Raw genomic sequence first — 16677 nt, forward strand, 5'->3', positions numbered from 1 at the left:
ACGATGTGGGAAGGCTTAGACAGCTAGGAGGTTGGCTTAGAAGCAGCCACCCTTTAAAGAAAGCGTAATAGCTCACTAGTCGAGTCGGCCTGCGCGGAAGATGTAACGGGGCTCAAACCATACACCGAAGCTACGGGTATCATCTTCGGATGATGCGGTAGAGGAGCGTTCTGTAAGCCTGTGAAGGTGAGTTGAGAAGCTTGCTGGAGGTATCAGAAGTGCGAATGCTGACATGAGTAACGACAATGGGTGTGAAAAACACCCACGCCGAAAGACCAAGGTTTCCTGCGCAACGTTAATCGACGCAGGGTTAGTCGGTCCCTAAGGCGAGGCTGAAAAGCGTAGTCGATGGAAAACAGGTTAATATTCCTGTACTTCTGGTTATTGCGATGGAGGGACGGAGAAGGCTAGGCCAGCTTGGCGTTGGTTGTCCAAGTTTAAGGTGGTAGGCTGAGATCTTAGGTAAATCCGGGATCTTAAGGCCGAGAGCTGATGACGAGTTACCCTTTGGGTGACGAAGTGGTTGATGCCATGCTTCCAAGAAAAGCTTCTAAGCTTCAGGTAACCAGGAACCGTACCCCAAACCGACACAGGTGGTTGGGTAGAGAATACCAAGGCGCTTGAGAGAACTCGGGTGAAGGAACTAGGCAAAATGGCACCGTAACTTCGGGAGAAGGTGCGCCGGTGAGGGTGAAGGACTTGCTCCGTAAGCTCATGCCGGTCGAAGATACCAGGCCGCTGCGACTGTTTATTAAAAACACAGCACTCTGCAAACACGAAAGTGGACGTATAGGGTGTGACGCCTGCCCGGTGCCGGAAGGTTAATTGATGGGGTTAGCTAACGCGAAGCTCTTGATCGAAGCCCCGGTAAACGGCGGCCGTAACTATAACGGTCCTAAGGTAGCGAAATTCCTTGTCGGGTAAGTTCCGACCTGCACGAATGGCGTAACGATGGCGGCGCTGTCTCCACCCGAGACTCAGTGAAATTGAAATCGCTGTGAAGATGCAGTGTATCCGCGGCTAGACGGAAAGACCCCGTGAACCTTTACTATAGCTTTGCACTGGACTTTGAATTTGCTTGTGTAGGATAGGTGGGAGGCTTTGAAGCGTGGACGCCAGTTCGCGTGGAGCCATCCTTGAAATACCACCCTGGCAACTTTGAGGTTCTAACTCAGGTCCGTTATCCGGATCGAGGACAGTGTATGGTGGGTAGTTTGACTGGGGCGGTCTCCTCCTAAAGAGTAACGGAGGAGTACGAAGGTGCGCTCAGACCGGTCGGAAATCGGTCGTAGAGTATAAAGGCAAAAGCGCGCTTGACTGCGAGACAGACACGTCGAGCAGGTACGAAAGTAGGTCTTAGTGATCCGGTGGTTCTGTATGGAAGGGCCATCGCTCAACGGATAAAAGGTACTCCGGGGATAACAGGCTGATACCGCCCAAGAGTTCATATCGACGGCGGTGTTTGGCACCTCGATGTCGGCTCATCACATCCTGGGGCTGAAGCCGGTCCCAAGGGTATGGCTGTTCGCCATTTAAAGTGGTACGCGAGCTGGGTTTAGAACGTCGTGAGACAGTTCGGTCCCTATCTGCCGTGGACGTTTGAGATTTGAGAGGGGCTGCTCCTAGTACGAGAGGACCGGAGTGGACGAACCTCTGGTGTTCCGGTTGTCACGCCAGTGGCATTGCCGGGTAGCTATGTTCGGGAAAGATAACCGCTGAAAGCATCTAAGCGGGAAACTTGCCTCAAGATGAGATCTCACTGGAACCTTGAGTTCCCTGAAGGGCCGTCGAAGACTACGACGTTGATAGGTTGGGTGTGTAAGCGCTGTGAGGCGTTGAGCTAACCAATACTAATTGCCCGTGAGGCTTGACCATATAACACCCAAGCAATTTGCGCTTAAAAGCCAGATTGCGGTGTGTGAAGACGAAACGAACCGAAAGTTCGATGTTCACAAACACCGAAAGCTGTCACATACCCAATTTGCTGAAGCGAGGCCAACTGGCCACGATTCGGTACCCGAATTTCTTGACGACCATAGAGCGTTGGAACCACCTGATCCCATCCCGAACTCAGCAGTGAAACGATGCATCGCCGATGGTAGTGTGGGGTTTCCCCATGTGAGAGTAGGTCATCGTCAAGATTAAATTCCGAAACCCCAATTGCGAAAGCAGTTGGGGTTTTGTTTTGTCCGCAGGAAAGTTTTCGTGGGACACCGCTGTCCCAACCGTCGCAAGAAATGGCCATTGGGGAAATTCCTTCTGAGTGACCGGGCAGTTTTTGGTATGGTGCAGCTCGTTTTTTAACGGACTGATGTCATGCCCACGGATCGGCACTCATTTATGTCAAAGAGTTGCTGTAGAAATGCCTGAACCTATCCCGATCAAGGACCACGAAAAAGAGACGCGTCTGGTCAACAAACGGTTGATCGCCTGCGCCATGTTCGTCTTCGCCATCAGTTGCGCCCTGGTCGTGCGCCTGTACATCCTGCAAGTGGTGGAATTCGACTACCACTCGACCATCTCTGAAAACAATCGCGTCCACGTCTTGCCGATCCCGCCGACACGCGGCTTGATCTACGATCGCAATGGTGTGCTGCTCGCGGATAACCGTCCCAGTTTCAACCTGACCATCACCCGCGAACGCGCGACCGACGTCAATCAAGAACTGGACGAAGTCATCAATCTCCTGCACCTGCCTGCAGAAGATCGCACAGTCTTCGATAAAGCCATGAAGCAGTCCCGCCACCCGTTTACGCCGGTGACGCTGTTCTATGAGCTGACGGAGGAGCAAATTGCCGTACTGGCCGTTAACGAGTTCCGCCTCCCGGGCCTGGATGTCGAGCCGCAGTTTGTCCGCAATTACCCACTCGGCGCGCACTTCGCCCACTCGATCGGTTACGTTGGCCGGATCAACGAAAAAGAATCCAAAACCCTCGACTCGGTCGAGTATCGCGGTACTCAATCCATTGGCAAAACCGGCATCGAACGTTTCTATGAAGCGCAGCTACACGGCCACGTCGGTTATGAAGAGGTGGAAACCAACGCCCAAGGACGCGTACTCCGAGTGCTTAAACACACCGACCCGGTTCCCGGCCAGAACATCGTCCTGAGCCTCGACATCAAGCTGCAGGAAGCTGCCGAAGCCGCACTGGGTGACCGCCGTGGTTCTGTCGTAGCGCTTGATCCGTCGACCGGCGAAGTGTTGGCCATGGTCAGCAATCCGAGCTTCGACCCGAATCTGTTCGTCACTGGCATCAGCTCCAAGGAATACTCGGCACTACGAGACTCGATCGACCGGCCACTGTTCAACCGCGTACTGCGCGGGCTCTACGCACCGGGCTCGACGATCAAGCCAGAGGTGGCCATCGCTGGCCTCGATGCCGGTGTGGTGACGCCGCAGACGCGCGTCTTCGACCCCGGTTATTACCAGCTCCCGGACTTCGATCACAAGTACCGCAACTGGAACCACAGCGGCGACGGCTGGGTGGACATGGACGCGGCGATCATGCGTTCCAACGACACCTACTTCTATGACCTGGCACACAAGCTCGGTATTGATCGTCTGCACGATTACATGGCGATGTTCGGCCTCGGCGAGAAAGTCTCTCTGGACATGTTCGAAGAGTCTCCCGGTCTGATGCCATCGCAAGCGTGGAAGCGCGCGACTCGCCGGCAAGCCTGGTACCCGGGCGAAACGGTCATCCTCGGCATCGGCCAGGGCTACATGCAGGTCACGCCACTGCAACTGGCTCAGGCCACGGCATTGATCGCCAACAAAGGTGTATGGAACCGGCCGCACCTTGCCAAAACCGTCGATGGCGTTGCCCCGGTCGATGAGCATCCGATGCCGAACATCCTGCTCAAGGATCCGCGAGATTGGGAACAGGTCAATCACGGCATGCAGATGGTGATGCACGATGCCCGAGGCATCGCTCGTGCGGCCGCGGCCGGTGCGCAATACCGTATCGCTGGCAAGAGTGGTACGGCGCAGGTGGTGGCGATCAAGCAAGGCGAACGCTACAACCGCGAGAAAACCCTTGAACGCCACCGCGATAACGCCTTGTTCGTTGGCTTTGCGCCGGCCGAGCATCCGAAGATTGCGATTTCGGTGATGATCGAGAACGGCGAGGCCGGTGGTCGTGTCGCCGGCCCTGTGGTGCGGCAGATCATGGATGCCTGGCTACTTGATCAGGACGGCCATCTCAAGCCGCAATACGCGGCGCCGACCAAGGCGCCTGGAGACCCGCATGTCTAACGGTTCGCAGCCTCGGCTCATGCTGGTTGAGCCGAGGCTGTGAGTTGCCCTGCAAAGCCTATTTGCAGCGGTAACCCTCGGGCATCGTGACGGTGTAGTTGCGTTGTACACGGTCCTCGAAGTTCAGGTTCTGCAAGCCTTGCTCCACTAGAAAGTCTTCGACCCTGGAGGATTGGCAGTCTTCGTTATAGGACGAAGCGCGAAGCAGGTAGACCGGGCGCTTACTGACTTCATCGCGTGCAGTGGCAACGAAGGTGCTGAGCGTGGTGTAGCCGGTGCGCTCTGACGTCCCTACCGGGCCATAGGTCGTGTTCGGTTTACTCGTGCACGTCAGCCGGTCGTCTTTTTTCTTGCTGGTCTTGCACACGGTAGAGGTGCTGGTCGGCACTTGCCCGTACTCGGTGGCGGTATAACGGTAAGTCACCTGTCGGCTGCCGACATCGAGGCTGATGGTCATTTTTATCGGCGCATGTTTCTTCGGCAGACTGGCGTCGGTATAAACCTCCTGGAAGCCCCTGTCTTTCAACGCATTAACCATGTCGCGAAGATAGTAGCGGGCATTAAGAGCGTTTTCGTCGCTGCCAGTCGCAGACGTCACCAGTACAGTCGCCTTTCGATCAAAATGATAATCCGGATCGGGTGTGGCATTTAGCGCCACGTCCATTTGCGTGGCGCAGCCGCTGATCAACGCTGTCAGCGATAACAGCGCGCAGAATAAAAACCGGGTCATGACAAAGCCGCCTTACAAACTAAGGATTGAATAAGAGTCAAACGCTGTGGACTGGCGACAATTAACTCGCGCTGATGCGCAAGGCTCAGTCCTTCTGAAATTCCAGCAAATCGCCTGGCTGGCAATCGAGTGCTGCGCAGAGCTTGTCCAGGGTGGCCATTTTCACGCCCTTGACCTTGCCATTTTTCAGTAATGACAGGTTGGCCTCGGTAATGCCCAGCAGGCTGGCCAATTCTTTCGAGCGAATTTTTTGCGTGGCCATGACAACGTCAAGGCGGACGATAATGGTCATTGTATTGTTCTATATGTATTGGCTTTGCTCATCGCTGAGTACTTTTGCATCGCGCATGATAATTGAAAACAAACAGAGCAATACGCCTTTGACAATCTCGTAGGCAGAAGTGGAAGACAGACCGACCGAGAACTGAAAAATACGATCCCCTGGCGGCAGATCAATAGACAGGGCTAAACCTTGCAGGGTCTCTACCAGCGGGTAGGCGGCCGGAGAAATGATGCACAGAATTCCCACTCGCCATAGCACCGTGATGTTGCGCTCGGTCCAGGTTTCACCGCGGGACAAGCGCAGGAAAAACAATCCTGTCAGCCAAAGTACGTAGGTCGAAAGCAGAACGGGCAGGAAATCCAGAACGACGAGCAGCGCAGTGACCAGTGGCGAGAGCCATGTGTCGGGGGCAAGCAGCGCTCCTTCGACAAACGGATCAAGCAATTGCGGCGAGTTTTCGGCGAAGGCGTAGAGTAGAGCCGCGAGCATTTCATCGGTTTTGAAGAACCAGATCGAAGCGTTGCCACCAACCTCGGTCACCCCTAAGACCCAGACAAGAATCGCTGCCAGTAGTCCGACCCAATGCATGCGCTGCAGTGCCAATCCGTTGTTACGAGTACTCATGAAAAATCCTTGCGGTGTCATTGGGAATGACTAATTCTCGATGTTAAATTATCGAATGGCAATAATAAATTGTTCTTGTTTTGTGAAGGTCGCTCTTGGCATCGAGATGCCGGGGGCCACAGCATCATTCTCGGTTCATTCGCTATGGGGAGAATTTCAAGGTCGATGGGCTCTCGAGTTCGAAACAAGTCGAGAGCAGAGGAGGGGCGCGATCCACTCGGTGGCCGCTGGTATCGATGGCGGGGCAGGAATTGATTAGAGCGGGGACACACGCCATAGGCATGTTTCAGTCGCCCGCTCTCACAGGGCTTACTTGATCTCGGTAATGAAGTTTTCCCGCGAGCGGCGAACCTTTTTCAAGTTGACCAACCAGTCTCCCTCAGTGGCTCTATGCCCCAGCGGCAGAATTACCACACTGCGCAGGTTGCGGGCCGCGAGTCCGAGGATTTCATCGATGGCTGCCGGGTCGAATCCTTCCATCGGTGTGGCATCGACTTCTTCAAAAGCCGCGGCGATCAAAGCCGAGCCCAAACCGATATAAGCCTGACGCGCAGCCGCCTGATAATTAGCCTCCTTGCCACGTCCAGCAACAATGCCCAAGAGCATCTGACGGTAATTTTCCCAACCTTCGTTAATGGTCCCGCGTACTTCGTTAGTCAGGTCAAACATCATGTTGACCCGCTCGGCAGTGATGTCGTCCCACGCGGCAAACACCAACAAATGAGAACAGTCGGTAACCTGCTGCTGATTCCAGCTGACGGCTTTGATCTTTTCGCGAACCTCTGCATTGGTCACTACGAGCAATTCAAAGGGCTGCAGTCCACTTGATGTCGGCGTTAACCGCACCGCTTCCAGAATGCGCTCGATTTTTTCATCGGACACCGTCCGGGAAGGGTCGTACTTTTTCGTTGCGTAGCGCCATTTCAGCAGGTCTGTCAGTGTGCTCATCATCAAATTCCATAAAGGTGAAAGATGTTCAGGTGGTCAATAACGACTGGCTGTCGTGCTGAACCTGGGCTTATGCTAACGATTAAAGCCAACTTGAAGGTCAAGCAGTTTTTATGAAGATTGGAGAAGTTTCCAAGCGCACCGGTGTTGCCGCTTCGGCTATTCGCTATTACGAGGAGCAAGGTTTGCTGGAGCCTTCTACCCGTGACGCCAACGGATATCGCCACTATGTCGAGGCGGCTGTCGCGCGATTGATTCTGGTGCGCGATGCTCAGAGGCTGGGATTTTCTCTCGATACCATACGCGGTCTTTTCTTACAGGATGGCAGTTGTTCGAAATCGCTGACCATCGAGCAAATCGATATCCGTATGGATGAGATACGCCAGATCGAGGCCAACCTGGCGCTACAGCGGGAGGGCTTGTTGCGGCTACGGCATGTGCTTGAGGAAAGTTTGCGCAGTGGTGCTCCTGTCGTGTGCGCGAGTGTGCACCGGGCCGAGTCGTATCGGCCTGAGCAGAACATGATCACGCGCAACGCATTGCACGGGCGTTGACCCACATTTGAAATGCATTCCAATGTGGGAACGAGCCTGCTCGCGAAAGATCACTCAAAACCGCCGCAAAAAATTCAGGCCCCGGGCACCGGGCAGCTCATGTCACCTTCTTCACACTTCAAATACTGCTTCAACGCCTCAACCCGCATCTTGGTCACGCTCGTCAGGCAGTTGCTGTAGATCAACGGATAAACACTCCCGCCTGCCACACCGGATGCAGAAAAATTGCACTCCGCATCCCGAAATCCGAGCCACGCGCGCTGCGCACTGACCAATAGTTTCTTGCCATCCGGATTGTCCTTCAAACGCCCGGTAATCTGCTGGTACACCGTATTCAACTCCTTGTCCGCCGCTTTGAAGTCCTGACCGGCGCACTGATTCATCGTCGCCTGATCGCTGGCGTTCGCGCAGTCGACGGCGGCGTGGGCGAGGGGAGTGAACAGGAAGGGCGTGAGAGCCAGAAGCAGGCGTGGGGACATGGTCAAATCTCGCTGTATCGAAGTAAGTGCCGAGCAGTGTAGCGGCTGCGTCGCGCTTATTCAGGCGGGCGCATTCGGGAAGCCGAGAGCAAACGGTCGGCGGTCGCCGCAATCTCTTCACCGTCGTGCAGCTTTTCCAGCCAGTGTTCAGGAATCCCCCGTACGCCGTAATAGGCACCGGCCAACTGACCGGTAATCGCGGCGGTGGTATCGGCGTCATCGCCCAGGTTGGCCGCCCGCAAAATGGCCGCTTCGAAGCTGTCCGTGTGGTGAAAGCACCACAACGCCGCTTCCAGCGACTGCACGCTGTAGCCACTACCTTTGATCTCTGCCTCGGACAGACCGAGGAAATCGCCACGCCCAATTGAAGCGACCTTGGGTTGAGAGAAGCTGACGAGTGGCAGCTGACGCAGTTCTGCCTTGCTCGCGCCTTCAAGCGCGCAGGCAATCAACCCGGCCAACAATTGGCAGCATTCGATGGCTTCAGGTGCTGCGTGGGTGGTTCGCGAACTGTCGGCGGCAAAGCTCTGGATTTGCCGGACGTCGGGAAAGTAGAACAGCACCACCGGCACCAGACGCATCAGCGAACCGTTGCCGGCACTGTACGGGTCGGTCGAGCCGGCGAAGGGATCAGCGGTTTGTTGATATTGCGCCAGCGCCTGACTGACGGTCATGCCGATATCGAAACACTCACCGGTCGAACTCAGATAACCCCATTGCCACCAGTTGAGGTAGCGGCCCATTTGATCGGCAGCATTGAATCCATTCTTGTTCAGCAGGCTTTCTGCCAGACACAGGGCCATGGAGGTGTCATCGGTCCATTGCCCTGGCTTGAGGTGGAACGGGCCACCGCCGACCATATCGGTCAACGGTTGGAATGATCTCCGTGGTTTGAACTCAACCGTAGTACCGACAGCGTCGCCGCATGCCAGACCAAGCAGGGCACCGCGGTAACGTTCGGCGAGGGATGGCGGCATGATTCGTCCTTGTTATTTCAAATTCGCTGGAAAAGGTAACAGTTTCATTGGGCGAAGGGTGCGTGGATCCATCACTGAACCGGTCAGAAAACTGCAGCTTGATGTTTCCTTGCTGATGAATGACTGCACCGCTCTGATACAACTTCACATTGGACATGTGGTCATACAAGCCTAGTGTTCAGAACAGGAGGTGACGTATGAAACCAGTACCCAATAGTTTCGAACGCAAAATCACGCTCAAGGCGACGCGTTCGCATGTCTGGCGTGCATTGGTCGATGCCGAGGCGTTTGGCCAGTGGTTTGGGGTGGCGCTGGAGGGCCGGCGGTTTATTGCCGGTGAATGGACGCAAGGGCAGGTCACGTATCCGGGTTATGAACACGTGTTGTGGAATGTGCTGATCGAGCGGGTCGAGCCACAGCAGTTGTTTTCGTTTCGTTGGCATCCGTATGCGGTGAACCCGAAAATCGACTATTCCCAGGAGCCGACCACGCTGGTCAAGTTCGAGCTGCAGGATTACGAGGACGGCACACTGCTCAAGGTTTCCGAGTCGGGTTTCGCGCATATCCCGGATGTTCGCCAGAAAGAGGCTTATTTCATGGACAGCCGTGGGTGGGAAGAGCAGTTGAGCCGACTCGAACAGTTTCTTGCCGAGAGCGCCAAGGCCCGCGAGCGTGACGGTGGCTGACATTTTCGAACCTTGGCTGAAACGCTGGGCGCTGGTGCGGGATGGCGCGCCGATTATTACGCCCGGCAGCCGTCTGCTGCCGGTACGCCTGAACAACAGGCCGGTGATGCTCAAGGTTGCGCTGGATGTCGACGAAAAGTACGGCAATCAGCTGATGACCTGGTGGGACGGTGACGGTGCGGCGCAAGTACTGGCGCATCACCAGGATGGGCTGTTGATGGAGCGCGCCATGGGCCGACGCTCGCTGATGCACATGGCAGTGAATGGCGAAGACGACGGGGCGAGCCGGATTCTCTGTTCGGCGCTGGCACGATTGCATGCACCGCGCGTGACACCACCGCCGCCGCTGGTGGAGTTGGGGCCATGGTTTGCATCGCTGCGAGTCGCTGCTGCCCAACACGACGGTCTCTATAGCCTGAGCCTGCAAACCGCCGCAACCCTGCTCGGCGATCCACAGGATGTGGTGGTGCTGCACGGCGACATGCATCACGACAACGTTCTGGATTTCGGCGAGCGTGGCTGGCTGGCAATCGATCCGAAGCGGGTCAGGGGCGAGCGTGGTTTTGATTACGCCAACCTGATGTGCAATCCGGACTTGCCGACGGCGACGGATCCCGCGCGTTTTCGCCGGCAGCTGGATGTGATTGTCGAGGCTGCCGGGCTAGATCGCCGCAGGCTGCTGCAGTGGGTGCTGGCGTTCGCCGGTTTGTCGGCGGCGTGGTTTCTCGAGGATGACGCACTGGAGCAGGCCTCAGGGCAGCTGAAAGTCGCGCAGATCGCGGCTTCAATGCTCGATGCCTGACAGGGCTAAGGGTTTTCGGAAGGGTTGCTATGGCGAATGTCTTACACGCATTGGTAGCTTTTACGACTGTTGCCGATTGGATCCACTGCGTAATCTACACACATCAACTGAGACACAGGGAGTGTTTCAGGATCATGGATGATCGACCATTTGCAAGGATCGCTGCCGACAGGGAGTCGATAATGGTCTTGGGAAAAACCCGCTTCGGCGGGTTTTTTTTCGTCCATGGAAAAGTGCATTGCTCTAACGGAAACACCGCCGAATGGCGGTGTTTCTATATCAGCAGATCTTACGAAGCGATCAACTGGCGCAAGACGTAATGCAAAATCCCGCCCGATTTGAAGTACTCGACCTCATTCAACGTATCGATCCGGCACAGCACTTCGATTTTTTCCTGACGCCCATCCTCACGAGTGATCACCAACGGCAAGTTCATTCGCGGTGTCAACTCGACGCCGGTCAGACCCTGGATTTCGAAGGTTTCCTTGCCGGTGAGATTGAGGCTCTTGCGGTTCTGATCAAGCTTGAACTGCAGCGGCAGCACACCCATGCCCACCAGGTTGGAACGGTGAATCCGCTCGAAGCTTTCCGCGATCACCGCTTTGACACCCAGCAGATTGGTGCCCTTGGCCGCCCAGTCACGGCTGGAACCGGTGCCGTATTCTTGCCCGGCAACCACCACCAGCGGCGTGCCCGAAGCCTGATACTTCATGGCCGCGTCGTAAATCGCCAGTTTCTCGCCGCTCGGAATGTAGATCGTGTTGCCACCTTCTTCACCGCCGAGCATTTCATTGCGGATACGGATATTGGCGAAGGTGCCGCGCATCATCACTTCATGGTTGCCACGCCGTGAACCGTAAGAGTTGAAGTCCCGCGGCTCGACGCCTTTTTCGCGCAGATAACGCCCGGCCGGGCTGTCAGCCTTGATGTTGCCGGCAGGGGAGATGTGGTCGGTGGTCACCGAATCGCCGAGCAGGGCCAGCACCCGCGCACCTTTGACATCCTTGATTTCCGGCAACGGCCCGGAAATATCGTCGAAGAACGGCGGATGCTGGATGTAGGTCGAATCGTCCTGCCACACGTAAGTCGCCGCTTGCGGCACCTCGATAGCTTGCCACTGTTCATCACCGGCAAATACTTCGGCGTATTCCTTGTGGAACATTGCCGTGCTGACCTGATTCACCGCATCGGCGATCTCTTTACTCGATGGCCAAATGTCGCGCAGGTACACCGGATTGCCTTGCTGATCTTCGCCCAGCGGTTCGCTGCTGATGTCGCTGCGCACGCTGCCAGCCAAGGCATAGGCGACCACCAGCGGCGGGGAGGCCAGCCAATTGGTTTTCACCAGCGGATGCACGCGGCCTTCGAAGTTGCGGTTGCCGGAAAGCACTGAAGCGACGGTGAGGTCGGCTTTCTGGATGGCTTTCTCGATCGGCTCCGGCAGCGGCCCGGAGTTGCCGATACACGTGGTGCAGCCATAGCCGACCAGTGAAAACCCGAGCTGGTCAAGGTATTGCGTCAGCCCCGCAGCCTTGTAGTAGTCGGTGACCACTTTCGAGCCCGGAGCCAGCGAACTCTTCACCCAAGGTTTGCGGGTCAGGCCTTTCTCCACGGCTTTTTTCGCCAGCAGCCCGGCGGCCATCATCACGCTCGGGTTGGAGGTGTTGGTGCAAGAGGTGATCGCGGCAATGACCACGGCGCCGTTTTTCAGGCGATAAGTGTGGCCTTCGTACTCGTATTCGGCTTCGCCGACCAGATCGGCATTGCCCACCGCGACCCCTCCACCGCCCTCGCTTTCCAGACGTCCTTCTTCTTTACTGGTGGGTTTGAATTGCAGATCGATGAAGTCGCTGAAGGCTTGCGGCACATTCGGCAGCGACACGCGATCCTGCGGGCGTTTCGGTCCGGCCAGACTCGCTTCGACGCTGCCCATGTCCAGCGCGAGGCTGTCGGTGAACACCGGTTCCTGACCGGGCAGGCGCCACAGGCCCTGAGCCTTGGTGTAGGCCTCGACCAGTTTCACCGTTTCTGGCGGCCGCCCCGACAGGCGCAGGTATTCCAAAGTCACGTCATCAACCGGGAAGAAGCCGCACGTCGCGCCATATTCCGGGGCCATGTTGGCGATGGTCGCACGGTCGGCCAGGGGCAGATCAGCGAGACCGTCACCGTAGAACTCGACGAATTTACCGACCACGCCTTTCTTGCGCAGCATTTGCGTGACGGTCAGCACCAGGTCAGTTGCAGTGATGCCTTCCTTGAGTTTGCCGGTCAGTTTGAAACCGATCACTTCCGGAATCAGCATCGACACTGGTTGCCCGAGCATTGCCGCTTCTGCCTCGATCCCGCCGACACCCCAGCCGAGTACACCGAGACCGTTGATCATGGTGGTGTGCGAGTCGGTGCCGACCAGTGTGTCGGGGAACGCATAGGTGCGGCCGTCTTCATCCTTGGTCCACACGGTGCGGCCGAGGTATTCGAGGTTGACCTGGTGGCAGATCCCGGTGCCCGGTGGCACCACGCTGAAGTTGTCGAAGGCGCTCTGGCCCCAACGGAGGAAGGCATAACGTTCGCCGTTGCGCTGCATTTCGATGTCGACGTTCTGCTCGAACGCGCTGGCGGTGGCGAACTTGTCGACCATTACCGAGTGGTCGATCACCAGGTCCACCGGCGATAACGGATTGATTCGCTGTGGATCGCCGCCGGCCTTGGCCATCGCTGCGCGCATGGCGGCAAGGTCGACCACGGCGGGTACGCCGGTAAAATCCTGCATCAGGACGCGGGCAGGGCGGTACTGAATTTCGCGATCGGAGCGACGCTCCTTGAGCCACGCGGCAATCGCTTTGAGATCGGCGCCGGTGACAGTTTTTTCATCTTCCCAGCGCAGCAGATTTTCCAGCAGAACTTTCAGCGACATCGGCAGCTTGTCGAGGTCGCCCAGGCTTTTGGCGGCATCCGGCAAACTGAAATAGTGGTAGGTCTTGTCGTCGATTTGCAGGGTTTTAAGCGTTTTCAGGCTATCGAGGGACGGCATTACAATCACTCCTTTGAATCCGCACGGCTACGGATTGAGGGGACGGGCAGAGCTATCAACGTAGCCCTGTTTTCATTAGCTGGCTAATAACTGGACTCTATGAGCGGAACCAAGGTTCCGACATCGGCTATCATGCGCCGGTTTTCGTGACAGGCTTTGCTTCAGCGCAAGGCCTGAGCATCGCGCAGGGGCCGAATCACCGCCCTCTGCCCAGGAGTAAGAATGAACACCCTATTCATGCATTGCCGGCCAGGCTTCGAAGGCGAAGTCTGTTCGGAAATTTCCGACCTCGCCGCGCAACTCAACGTGGCCGGCTACGCCAAGGCCAAAGCGGCCACCGCGTGCGCCGAATTCGTCTGCACCGAAGAAGACGGCGCCGAGCGTCTGATGCGCGGTCAGCGTTTCGCCGAATTGATCTTCCCGCGCCAATGGGCGCGCGGGGTTTTCATCGATCTGCCGGAAAACGACCGTATCAGCGTGATCCTCGCGCACATGGCTGACTTCCCGGTGTGCGGCAGCCTGTGGCTGGAAGTCGTCGACACCAATGACGGCAAAGAGCTGTCGAATTTCTGCAAGAAATTTGAAGGCCCGCTGCGCAAGGCGCTGACCGGCGCCGGTAAACTGGTGGAGGACGCCAGCAAGCCGCGTCTGCTGCTGACCTTCAAGAGCGGTCGTGAAGTGTTTCTGGGGATGGCCGATGCCGGTAACTCGGCGATGTGGCCAATGGGCATTCCGCGCCTGAAGTTTCCGCGTGAAGCGCCAAGTCGTTCGACTTTGAAGCTGGAAGAGGCTTGGCACCACTTCATTCCGCGTGATCAGTGGGAAGATCGCCTGCACAGCGACATGACTGGCGTTGACCTCGGCGCCGCGCCGGGCGGCTGGACCTGGCAACTGGTCAATCGCGGCATGCTGGTGACCGCCATCGACAATGGCCCGATGGCCGAAAGCCTGATGGATACCGGTCTGGTGCAGCACTTGATGGCCGACGGTTTCACCTTCAAGCCCAAGCAACCGGTGGACTGGATGGTCTGCGACATCGTCGAGAAACCGGCGCGCAACGCCGCGATGCTCGAAGAGTGGATCGGCGAGGGGCATTGCCGAGAGGCCGTGGTCAACCTGAAATTGCCGATGAAGCAGCGCTATGCCGAAGTGAAGCGTTTGCTCGAACGGATTGCCGATGGTTTCAAGGCGCGCGGGATCAAGGTCGATATCGGCTGTAAGCAGCTGTATCACGACCGCGAAGAAGTGACCTGCCACTTGCGCCGGCATGACACCAAGAAAGCCAAATCTCGCTGAAACAACACAAATAACCTGTAGGAGTGAGCCTGCTCGCGATGGCGTCGTGTCAGTCACCTCCATGCTGAATGACACACCGCTTTCGCGAGCAAGCTCGCTCCCACAGGGTTAGACGTTTTACCCGGCAATGCGCGACAATGCTGGCCAGTTTCAGGAGTGAATCATGAGTGAAATGATCGATACCCCGGTCGACGGCACCCTCGACGCCACCGGCCTCAATTGCCCGGAACCGGTGATGATGCTGCACCAGCACATCCGTGATCTGGTGCCCGGTGGCCTGCTCAAGGTGATCGCCACCGACCCCTCGACCAAACGCGACATCCCCAAATTCTGCGTGTTTCTCGACCATGAACTGGTGAGCCAGCACGAAGAGGCCGGTACTTACCTGTACTGGATCCGCAAGAAACACGCTTAACAGCAGCTACACATAAAACAACTGTGGGAGCGAGCTTGCTCGCGAAAGCGGAGTGTCAGTCACTGTAAATGTCGACTGGATCACCGCATTCGCGAGCAAGCTCGCTCCCACTTTTTTGTCCTGTGTGAATGGCTTAGCCTGCGCTACGACTGATCCGAATACGCTTGCGCGCACTGCGCGTCAAACGGATCGACAACATCAACGCCGCACAGCTCAAGCCCACGATCAGACCCTGCCACAAACCGCTCGGGCCGCGTGGCTCACCGAGCCAGTCGGTCAGGCCGAGGGCATAACCCACCGGCAAACCAATGCCCCAATAAGCGAACAGGGTCAGGATCATCGTCACCCGAGTGTCCTGATAACCGCGCAGTGCGCCGGCAGCGGTGACCTGGATGGCGTCGGAAAACTGGAACAGCGCCGAGTACACGATCAGCATCGCCGCAATGTGAATCACCGTCGGGTCAGCGGTGTAGATCGCTGCAATCGGTTCACGCAGCAGCAACATCATGCTCGCCGACAGGCAGGCGTAGGCCAGCGCAGTGCCCATGCCGACACCCGCGGCAAACCGTGCCTCGCGTGGTTCTTCGCGGCCCAGCGCCTGACCGACGCGCACGGTAACGGCCATGCCCAGCGAGTACGGAATCATGAACACCAGCGAGCTGACGTTCAGCGCAATCTGGTGTCCGGCTACCACGGTGGCGCCGAGGCTGCCGATCAGCAGGGCGATCACGGCAAAAATGCTCGACTCGGCAAACACCGCGATGCCAATCGGCAGACCAATCCCCAGCAGACGTTTGATCACCGCCCATTGCGGCCAGTCGAAACGACTGAAGATTTCGCTCGAACGATAGGCCGGGGCCCAGCGCTCATACCCGGCCAGCCCCAGCGCCATCACCCACATCACAATCGCCGTGGCCCAGCCGCAGCCGACGCCGCCCATCGCCGGCACACCGAAGTGGCCGTAGATGAAGATGTAGTTCAGCGGAATGTTTAGTGCCAGACCGCACAGACCCAGCACCATCGCCGGACGGGTACGGCCGATGCCGTCACTGGTGCAACGCAGCACGTGATAGAACGCCACGGCCGGCAGACCGCTGGCGATGCCGTGCAGGTATTGCATGCACGGACCGATCAACTCGGGATCGACCTTCATCAGGTGCAACACCGGTTCGGCGGCAACCAGCATCGCGGTCGCGATCAGCCCGACCACCAGCGCCAGCCACAACGCCTGACGGACGATCGGGCCGATTTCGCTGTGGGTACCGGCACCGAAGCGCTGGGCAACTTTCGGCGTGGTTGCCAGCAGCGTGCCGGTCATCAGCAGAAACACCGGCACCCAGATCGAGTTGCCCAGCGCCACGGCCGCCAGATCCTTGGGCCCGACGCGGCCGGCCATCACCGCATCGACGAAGCCCATGGCCGTGGTTGCCAGTTGCGCGATGATGATCGGCAACGCCAGGGCGAGCAGGTTCTTGAACTCCAGGCGAATACGCGCGGGGCGGGTGAGGGAAACAGCGACAGGTTGATCAGTTACAGAGTTCACGGGCAAAGCGTCCACAGGTGTTGATGCGCAAGGCGCCGCATTCTACGCCGCTGA

General features: G+C 57.3%; 14 protein-coding genes and 2 rRNA genes (1 of these 16 cut by a window edge). 8 read left to right on the top strand and 8 right to left on the bottom strand.

Annotated elements, in window-relative coordinates:
• From HUW52_RS11240 to mrdA, 3 genes are all read left to right on the top strand, one after another.
• Positions 1 to 1875 (top strand): 23S ribosomal RNA (locus tag HUW52_RS11240); it begins 1019 nt to the left of the window's first position.
• Between the two features lie 150 nt (positions 1876 to 2025).
• Positions 2026 to 2141, top strand: a 5S ribosomal RNA gene (rrf, locus tag HUW52_RS11245).
• A 221-nt stretch (positions 2142 to 2362) separates the two neighbouring features.
• Positions 2363 to 4255 (top strand): penicillin-binding protein 2, encoded by a 1893-nt coding sequence (mrdA, locus tag HUW52_RS11250; protein WP_016983713.1) that lies wholly within the window; start codon positions 2363 to 2365, stop codon positions 4253 to 4255.
• Between the two features lie 58 nt (positions 4256 to 4313).
• Here the strand turns inward: mrdA and HUW52_RS11255 are convergent, their stop codons facing one another.
• The 4 genes from HUW52_RS11255 to HUW52_RS11270 form a co-directional block, all read right to left on the bottom strand.
• Positions 4314 to 4985 carry a hypothetical protein gene (locus HUW52_RS11255; protein WP_175553668.1) on the bottom strand — a complete coding sequence of 224 codons (672 nt, stop codon included), beginning with the start codon at positions 4983 to 4985 and terminating at the stop codon, positions 4314 to 4316.
• An 85-nt stretch (positions 4986 to 5070) separates the two neighbouring features.
• Positions 5071 to 5277, bottom strand: coding sequence for a helix-turn-helix transcriptional regulator (locus HUW52_RS11260; protein ID WP_016983714.1), 207 nt, complete (start codon positions 5275 to 5277; stop codon positions 5071 to 5073).
• 9 nt (positions 5278 to 5286) lie between these two features.
• A complete protein-coding gene (locus HUW52_RS11265) occupies positions 5287 to 5892 on the bottom strand; it encodes a hypothetical protein (RefSeq protein WP_175553669.1) in 606 nt (201 codons plus the stop codon).
• 309 nt (positions 5893 to 6201) lie between these two features.
• Positions 6202 to 6840 (bottom strand): NAD(P)H-dependent oxidoreductase, encoded by a 639-nt coding sequence (locus HUW52_RS11270; RefSeq protein ID WP_016983716.1) that lies wholly within the window; start codon positions 6838 to 6840, stop codon positions 6202 to 6204.
• 113 nt (positions 6841 to 6953) lie between these two features.
• On the opposite strand from HUW52_RS11270, the gene HUW52_RS11275 reads away from it, so the two are divergent.
• Positions 6954 to 7394 (top strand): MerR family transcriptional regulator, encoded by a 441-nt coding sequence (locus tag HUW52_RS11275; protein ID WP_016983717.1) that lies wholly within the window; start codon positions 6954 to 6956, stop codon positions 7392 to 7394.
• Positions 7395 to 7468: 74 nt separating this feature from the next.
• On the opposite strand, the gene HUW52_RS11280 is transcribed toward HUW52_RS11275, so the two are convergent.
• Both HUW52_RS11280 and HUW52_RS11285 read right to left on the bottom strand, forming a co-directional pair.
• A complete protein-coding gene (locus tag HUW52_RS11280) occupies positions 7469 to 7873 on the bottom strand; it encodes a lysozyme inhibitor LprI family protein (RefSeq protein WP_175553670.1) in 405 nt (134 codons plus the stop codon).
• A gap of 56 nt (positions 7874 to 7929) precedes the next feature.
• Positions 7930 to 8850, bottom strand: coding sequence for an ADP-ribosylglycohydrolase family protein (locus tag HUW52_RS11285; RefSeq protein WP_175553671.1), 921 nt, complete (start codon positions 8848 to 8850; stop codon positions 7930 to 7932).
• A gap of 197 nt (positions 8851 to 9047) precedes the next feature.
• On the opposite strand from HUW52_RS11285, the gene HUW52_RS11290 reads away from it, so the two are divergent.
• Together HUW52_RS11290 and HUW52_RS11295 are read left to right on the top strand one after the other, a co-directional pair.
• A complete protein-coding gene (locus HUW52_RS11290; RefSeq protein WP_016983720.1) occupies positions 9048 to 9536 on the top strand; it encodes an SRPBCC family protein in 489 nt (162 codons plus the stop codon).
• Positions 9523 to 10338 (top strand): aminoglycoside phosphotransferase family protein, encoded by an 816-nt coding sequence (locus tag HUW52_RS11295; protein WP_175553672.1) that lies wholly within the window; start codon positions 9523 to 9525, stop codon positions 10336 to 10338. Before HUW52_RS11290 ends, HUW52_RS11295 begins: the two co-directional genes overlap by 14 nt.
• Positions 10339 to 10627: 289 nt before the next feature.
• Here the strand turns inward: HUW52_RS11295 and acnA are convergent, their stop codons facing one another.
• A complete protein-coding gene (gene acnA / locus HUW52_RS11300; RefSeq protein WP_175553673.1) occupies positions 10628 to 13369 on the bottom strand; it encodes an aconitate hydratase AcnA in 2742 nt (913 codons plus the stop codon).
• A 222-nt stretch (positions 13370 to 13591) separates the two neighbouring features.
• Here acnA and rlmM point away from each other — a divergent pair, with 222 nt between their 5' ends.
• Together rlmM and tusA are read left to right on the top strand one after the other, a co-directional pair.
• On the top strand, positions 13592 to 14665 hold the full coding sequence (gene rlmM / locus HUW52_RS11305; RefSeq protein WP_038369412.1) for a 23S rRNA (cytidine(2498)-2'-O)-methyltransferase RlmM: 1074 nt from the start codon (positions 13592 to 13594) through the stop codon (positions 14663 to 14665).
• 163 nt (positions 14666 to 14828) lie between these two features.
• The gene (tusA, locus tag HUW52_RS11310) at positions 14829 to 15080 is read left to right on the top strand and encodes a sulfurtransferase TusA (RefSeq protein ID WP_007910424.1); all 252 of its coding nucleotides are present in this window, start codon (positions 14829 to 14831) and stop codon (positions 15078 to 15080) included.
• Between the two features lie 133 nt (positions 15081 to 15213).
• On the opposite strand, the gene HUW52_RS11315 is transcribed toward tusA, so the two are convergent.
• On the bottom strand, positions 15214 to 16623 hold the full coding sequence (locus tag HUW52_RS11315; RefSeq protein WP_016983724.1) for an MATE family efflux transporter: 1410 nt from the start codon (positions 16621 to 16623) through the stop codon (positions 15214 to 15216).
• Positions 16624 to 16677: the final 54 nt, after the last annotated feature.

The organism is Pseudomonas sp. 43A (genome assembly GCF_013363935.1).
GTDB lineage: Bacteria > Pseudomonadota > Gammaproteobacteria > Pseudomonadales > Pseudomonadaceae > Aquipseudomonas > Aquipseudomonas crudilactis.

Coding starts and splice junctions, on each gene's coding strand:
- HUW52_RS11290 (WP_016983720.1), top strand. CDS start 9,048: ATGAAACCAGTACCCAATAGTTTCGAACGCAAAATCACGCTCAAGGCG.
- HUW52_RS11255 (WP_175553668.1), bottom strand. CDS start 4,985: ATGACCCGGTTTTTATTCTGCGCGCTGTTATCGCTGACAGCGTTGATC.
- HUW52_RS11270 (WP_016983716.1), bottom strand. CDS start 6,840: ATGAGCACACTGACAGACCTGCTGAAATGGCGCTACGCAACGAAAAAG.
- rlmM (WP_038369412.1), top strand. CDS start 13,592: ATGAACACCCTATTCATGCATTGCCGGCCAGGCTTCGAAGGCGAAGTC.
- HUW52_RS11265 (WP_175553669.1), bottom strand. CDS start 5,892: ATGAGTACTCGTAACAACGGATTGGCACTGCAGCGCATGCATTGGGTC.
- tusA (WP_007910424.1), top strand. CDS start 14,829: ATGAGTGAAATGATCGATACCCCGGTCGACGGCACCCTCGACGCCACC.
- HUW52_RS11275 (WP_016983717.1), top strand. CDS start 6,954: ATGAAGATTGGAGAAGTTTCCAAGCGCACCGGTGTTGCCGCTTCGGCT.
- HUW52_RS11280 (WP_175553670.1), bottom strand. CDS start 7,873: ATGTCCCCACGCCTGCTTCTGGCTCTCACGCCCTTCCTGTTCACTCCC.
- HUW52_RS11260 (WP_016983714.1), bottom strand. CDS start 5,277: ATGACCATTATCGTCCGCCTTGACGTTGTCATGGCCACGCAAAAAATT.
- HUW52_RS11285 (WP_175553671.1), bottom strand. CDS start 8,850: ATGCCGCCATCCCTCGCCGAACGTTACCGCGGTGCCCTGCTTGGTCTG.
- acnA (WP_175553673.1), bottom strand. CDS start 13,369: ATGCCGTCCCTCGATAGCCTGAAAACGCTTAAAACCCTGCAAATCGAC.
- mrdA (WP_016983713.1), top strand. CDS start 2,363: ATGCCTGAACCTATCCCGATCAAGGACCACGAAAAAGAGACGCGTCTG.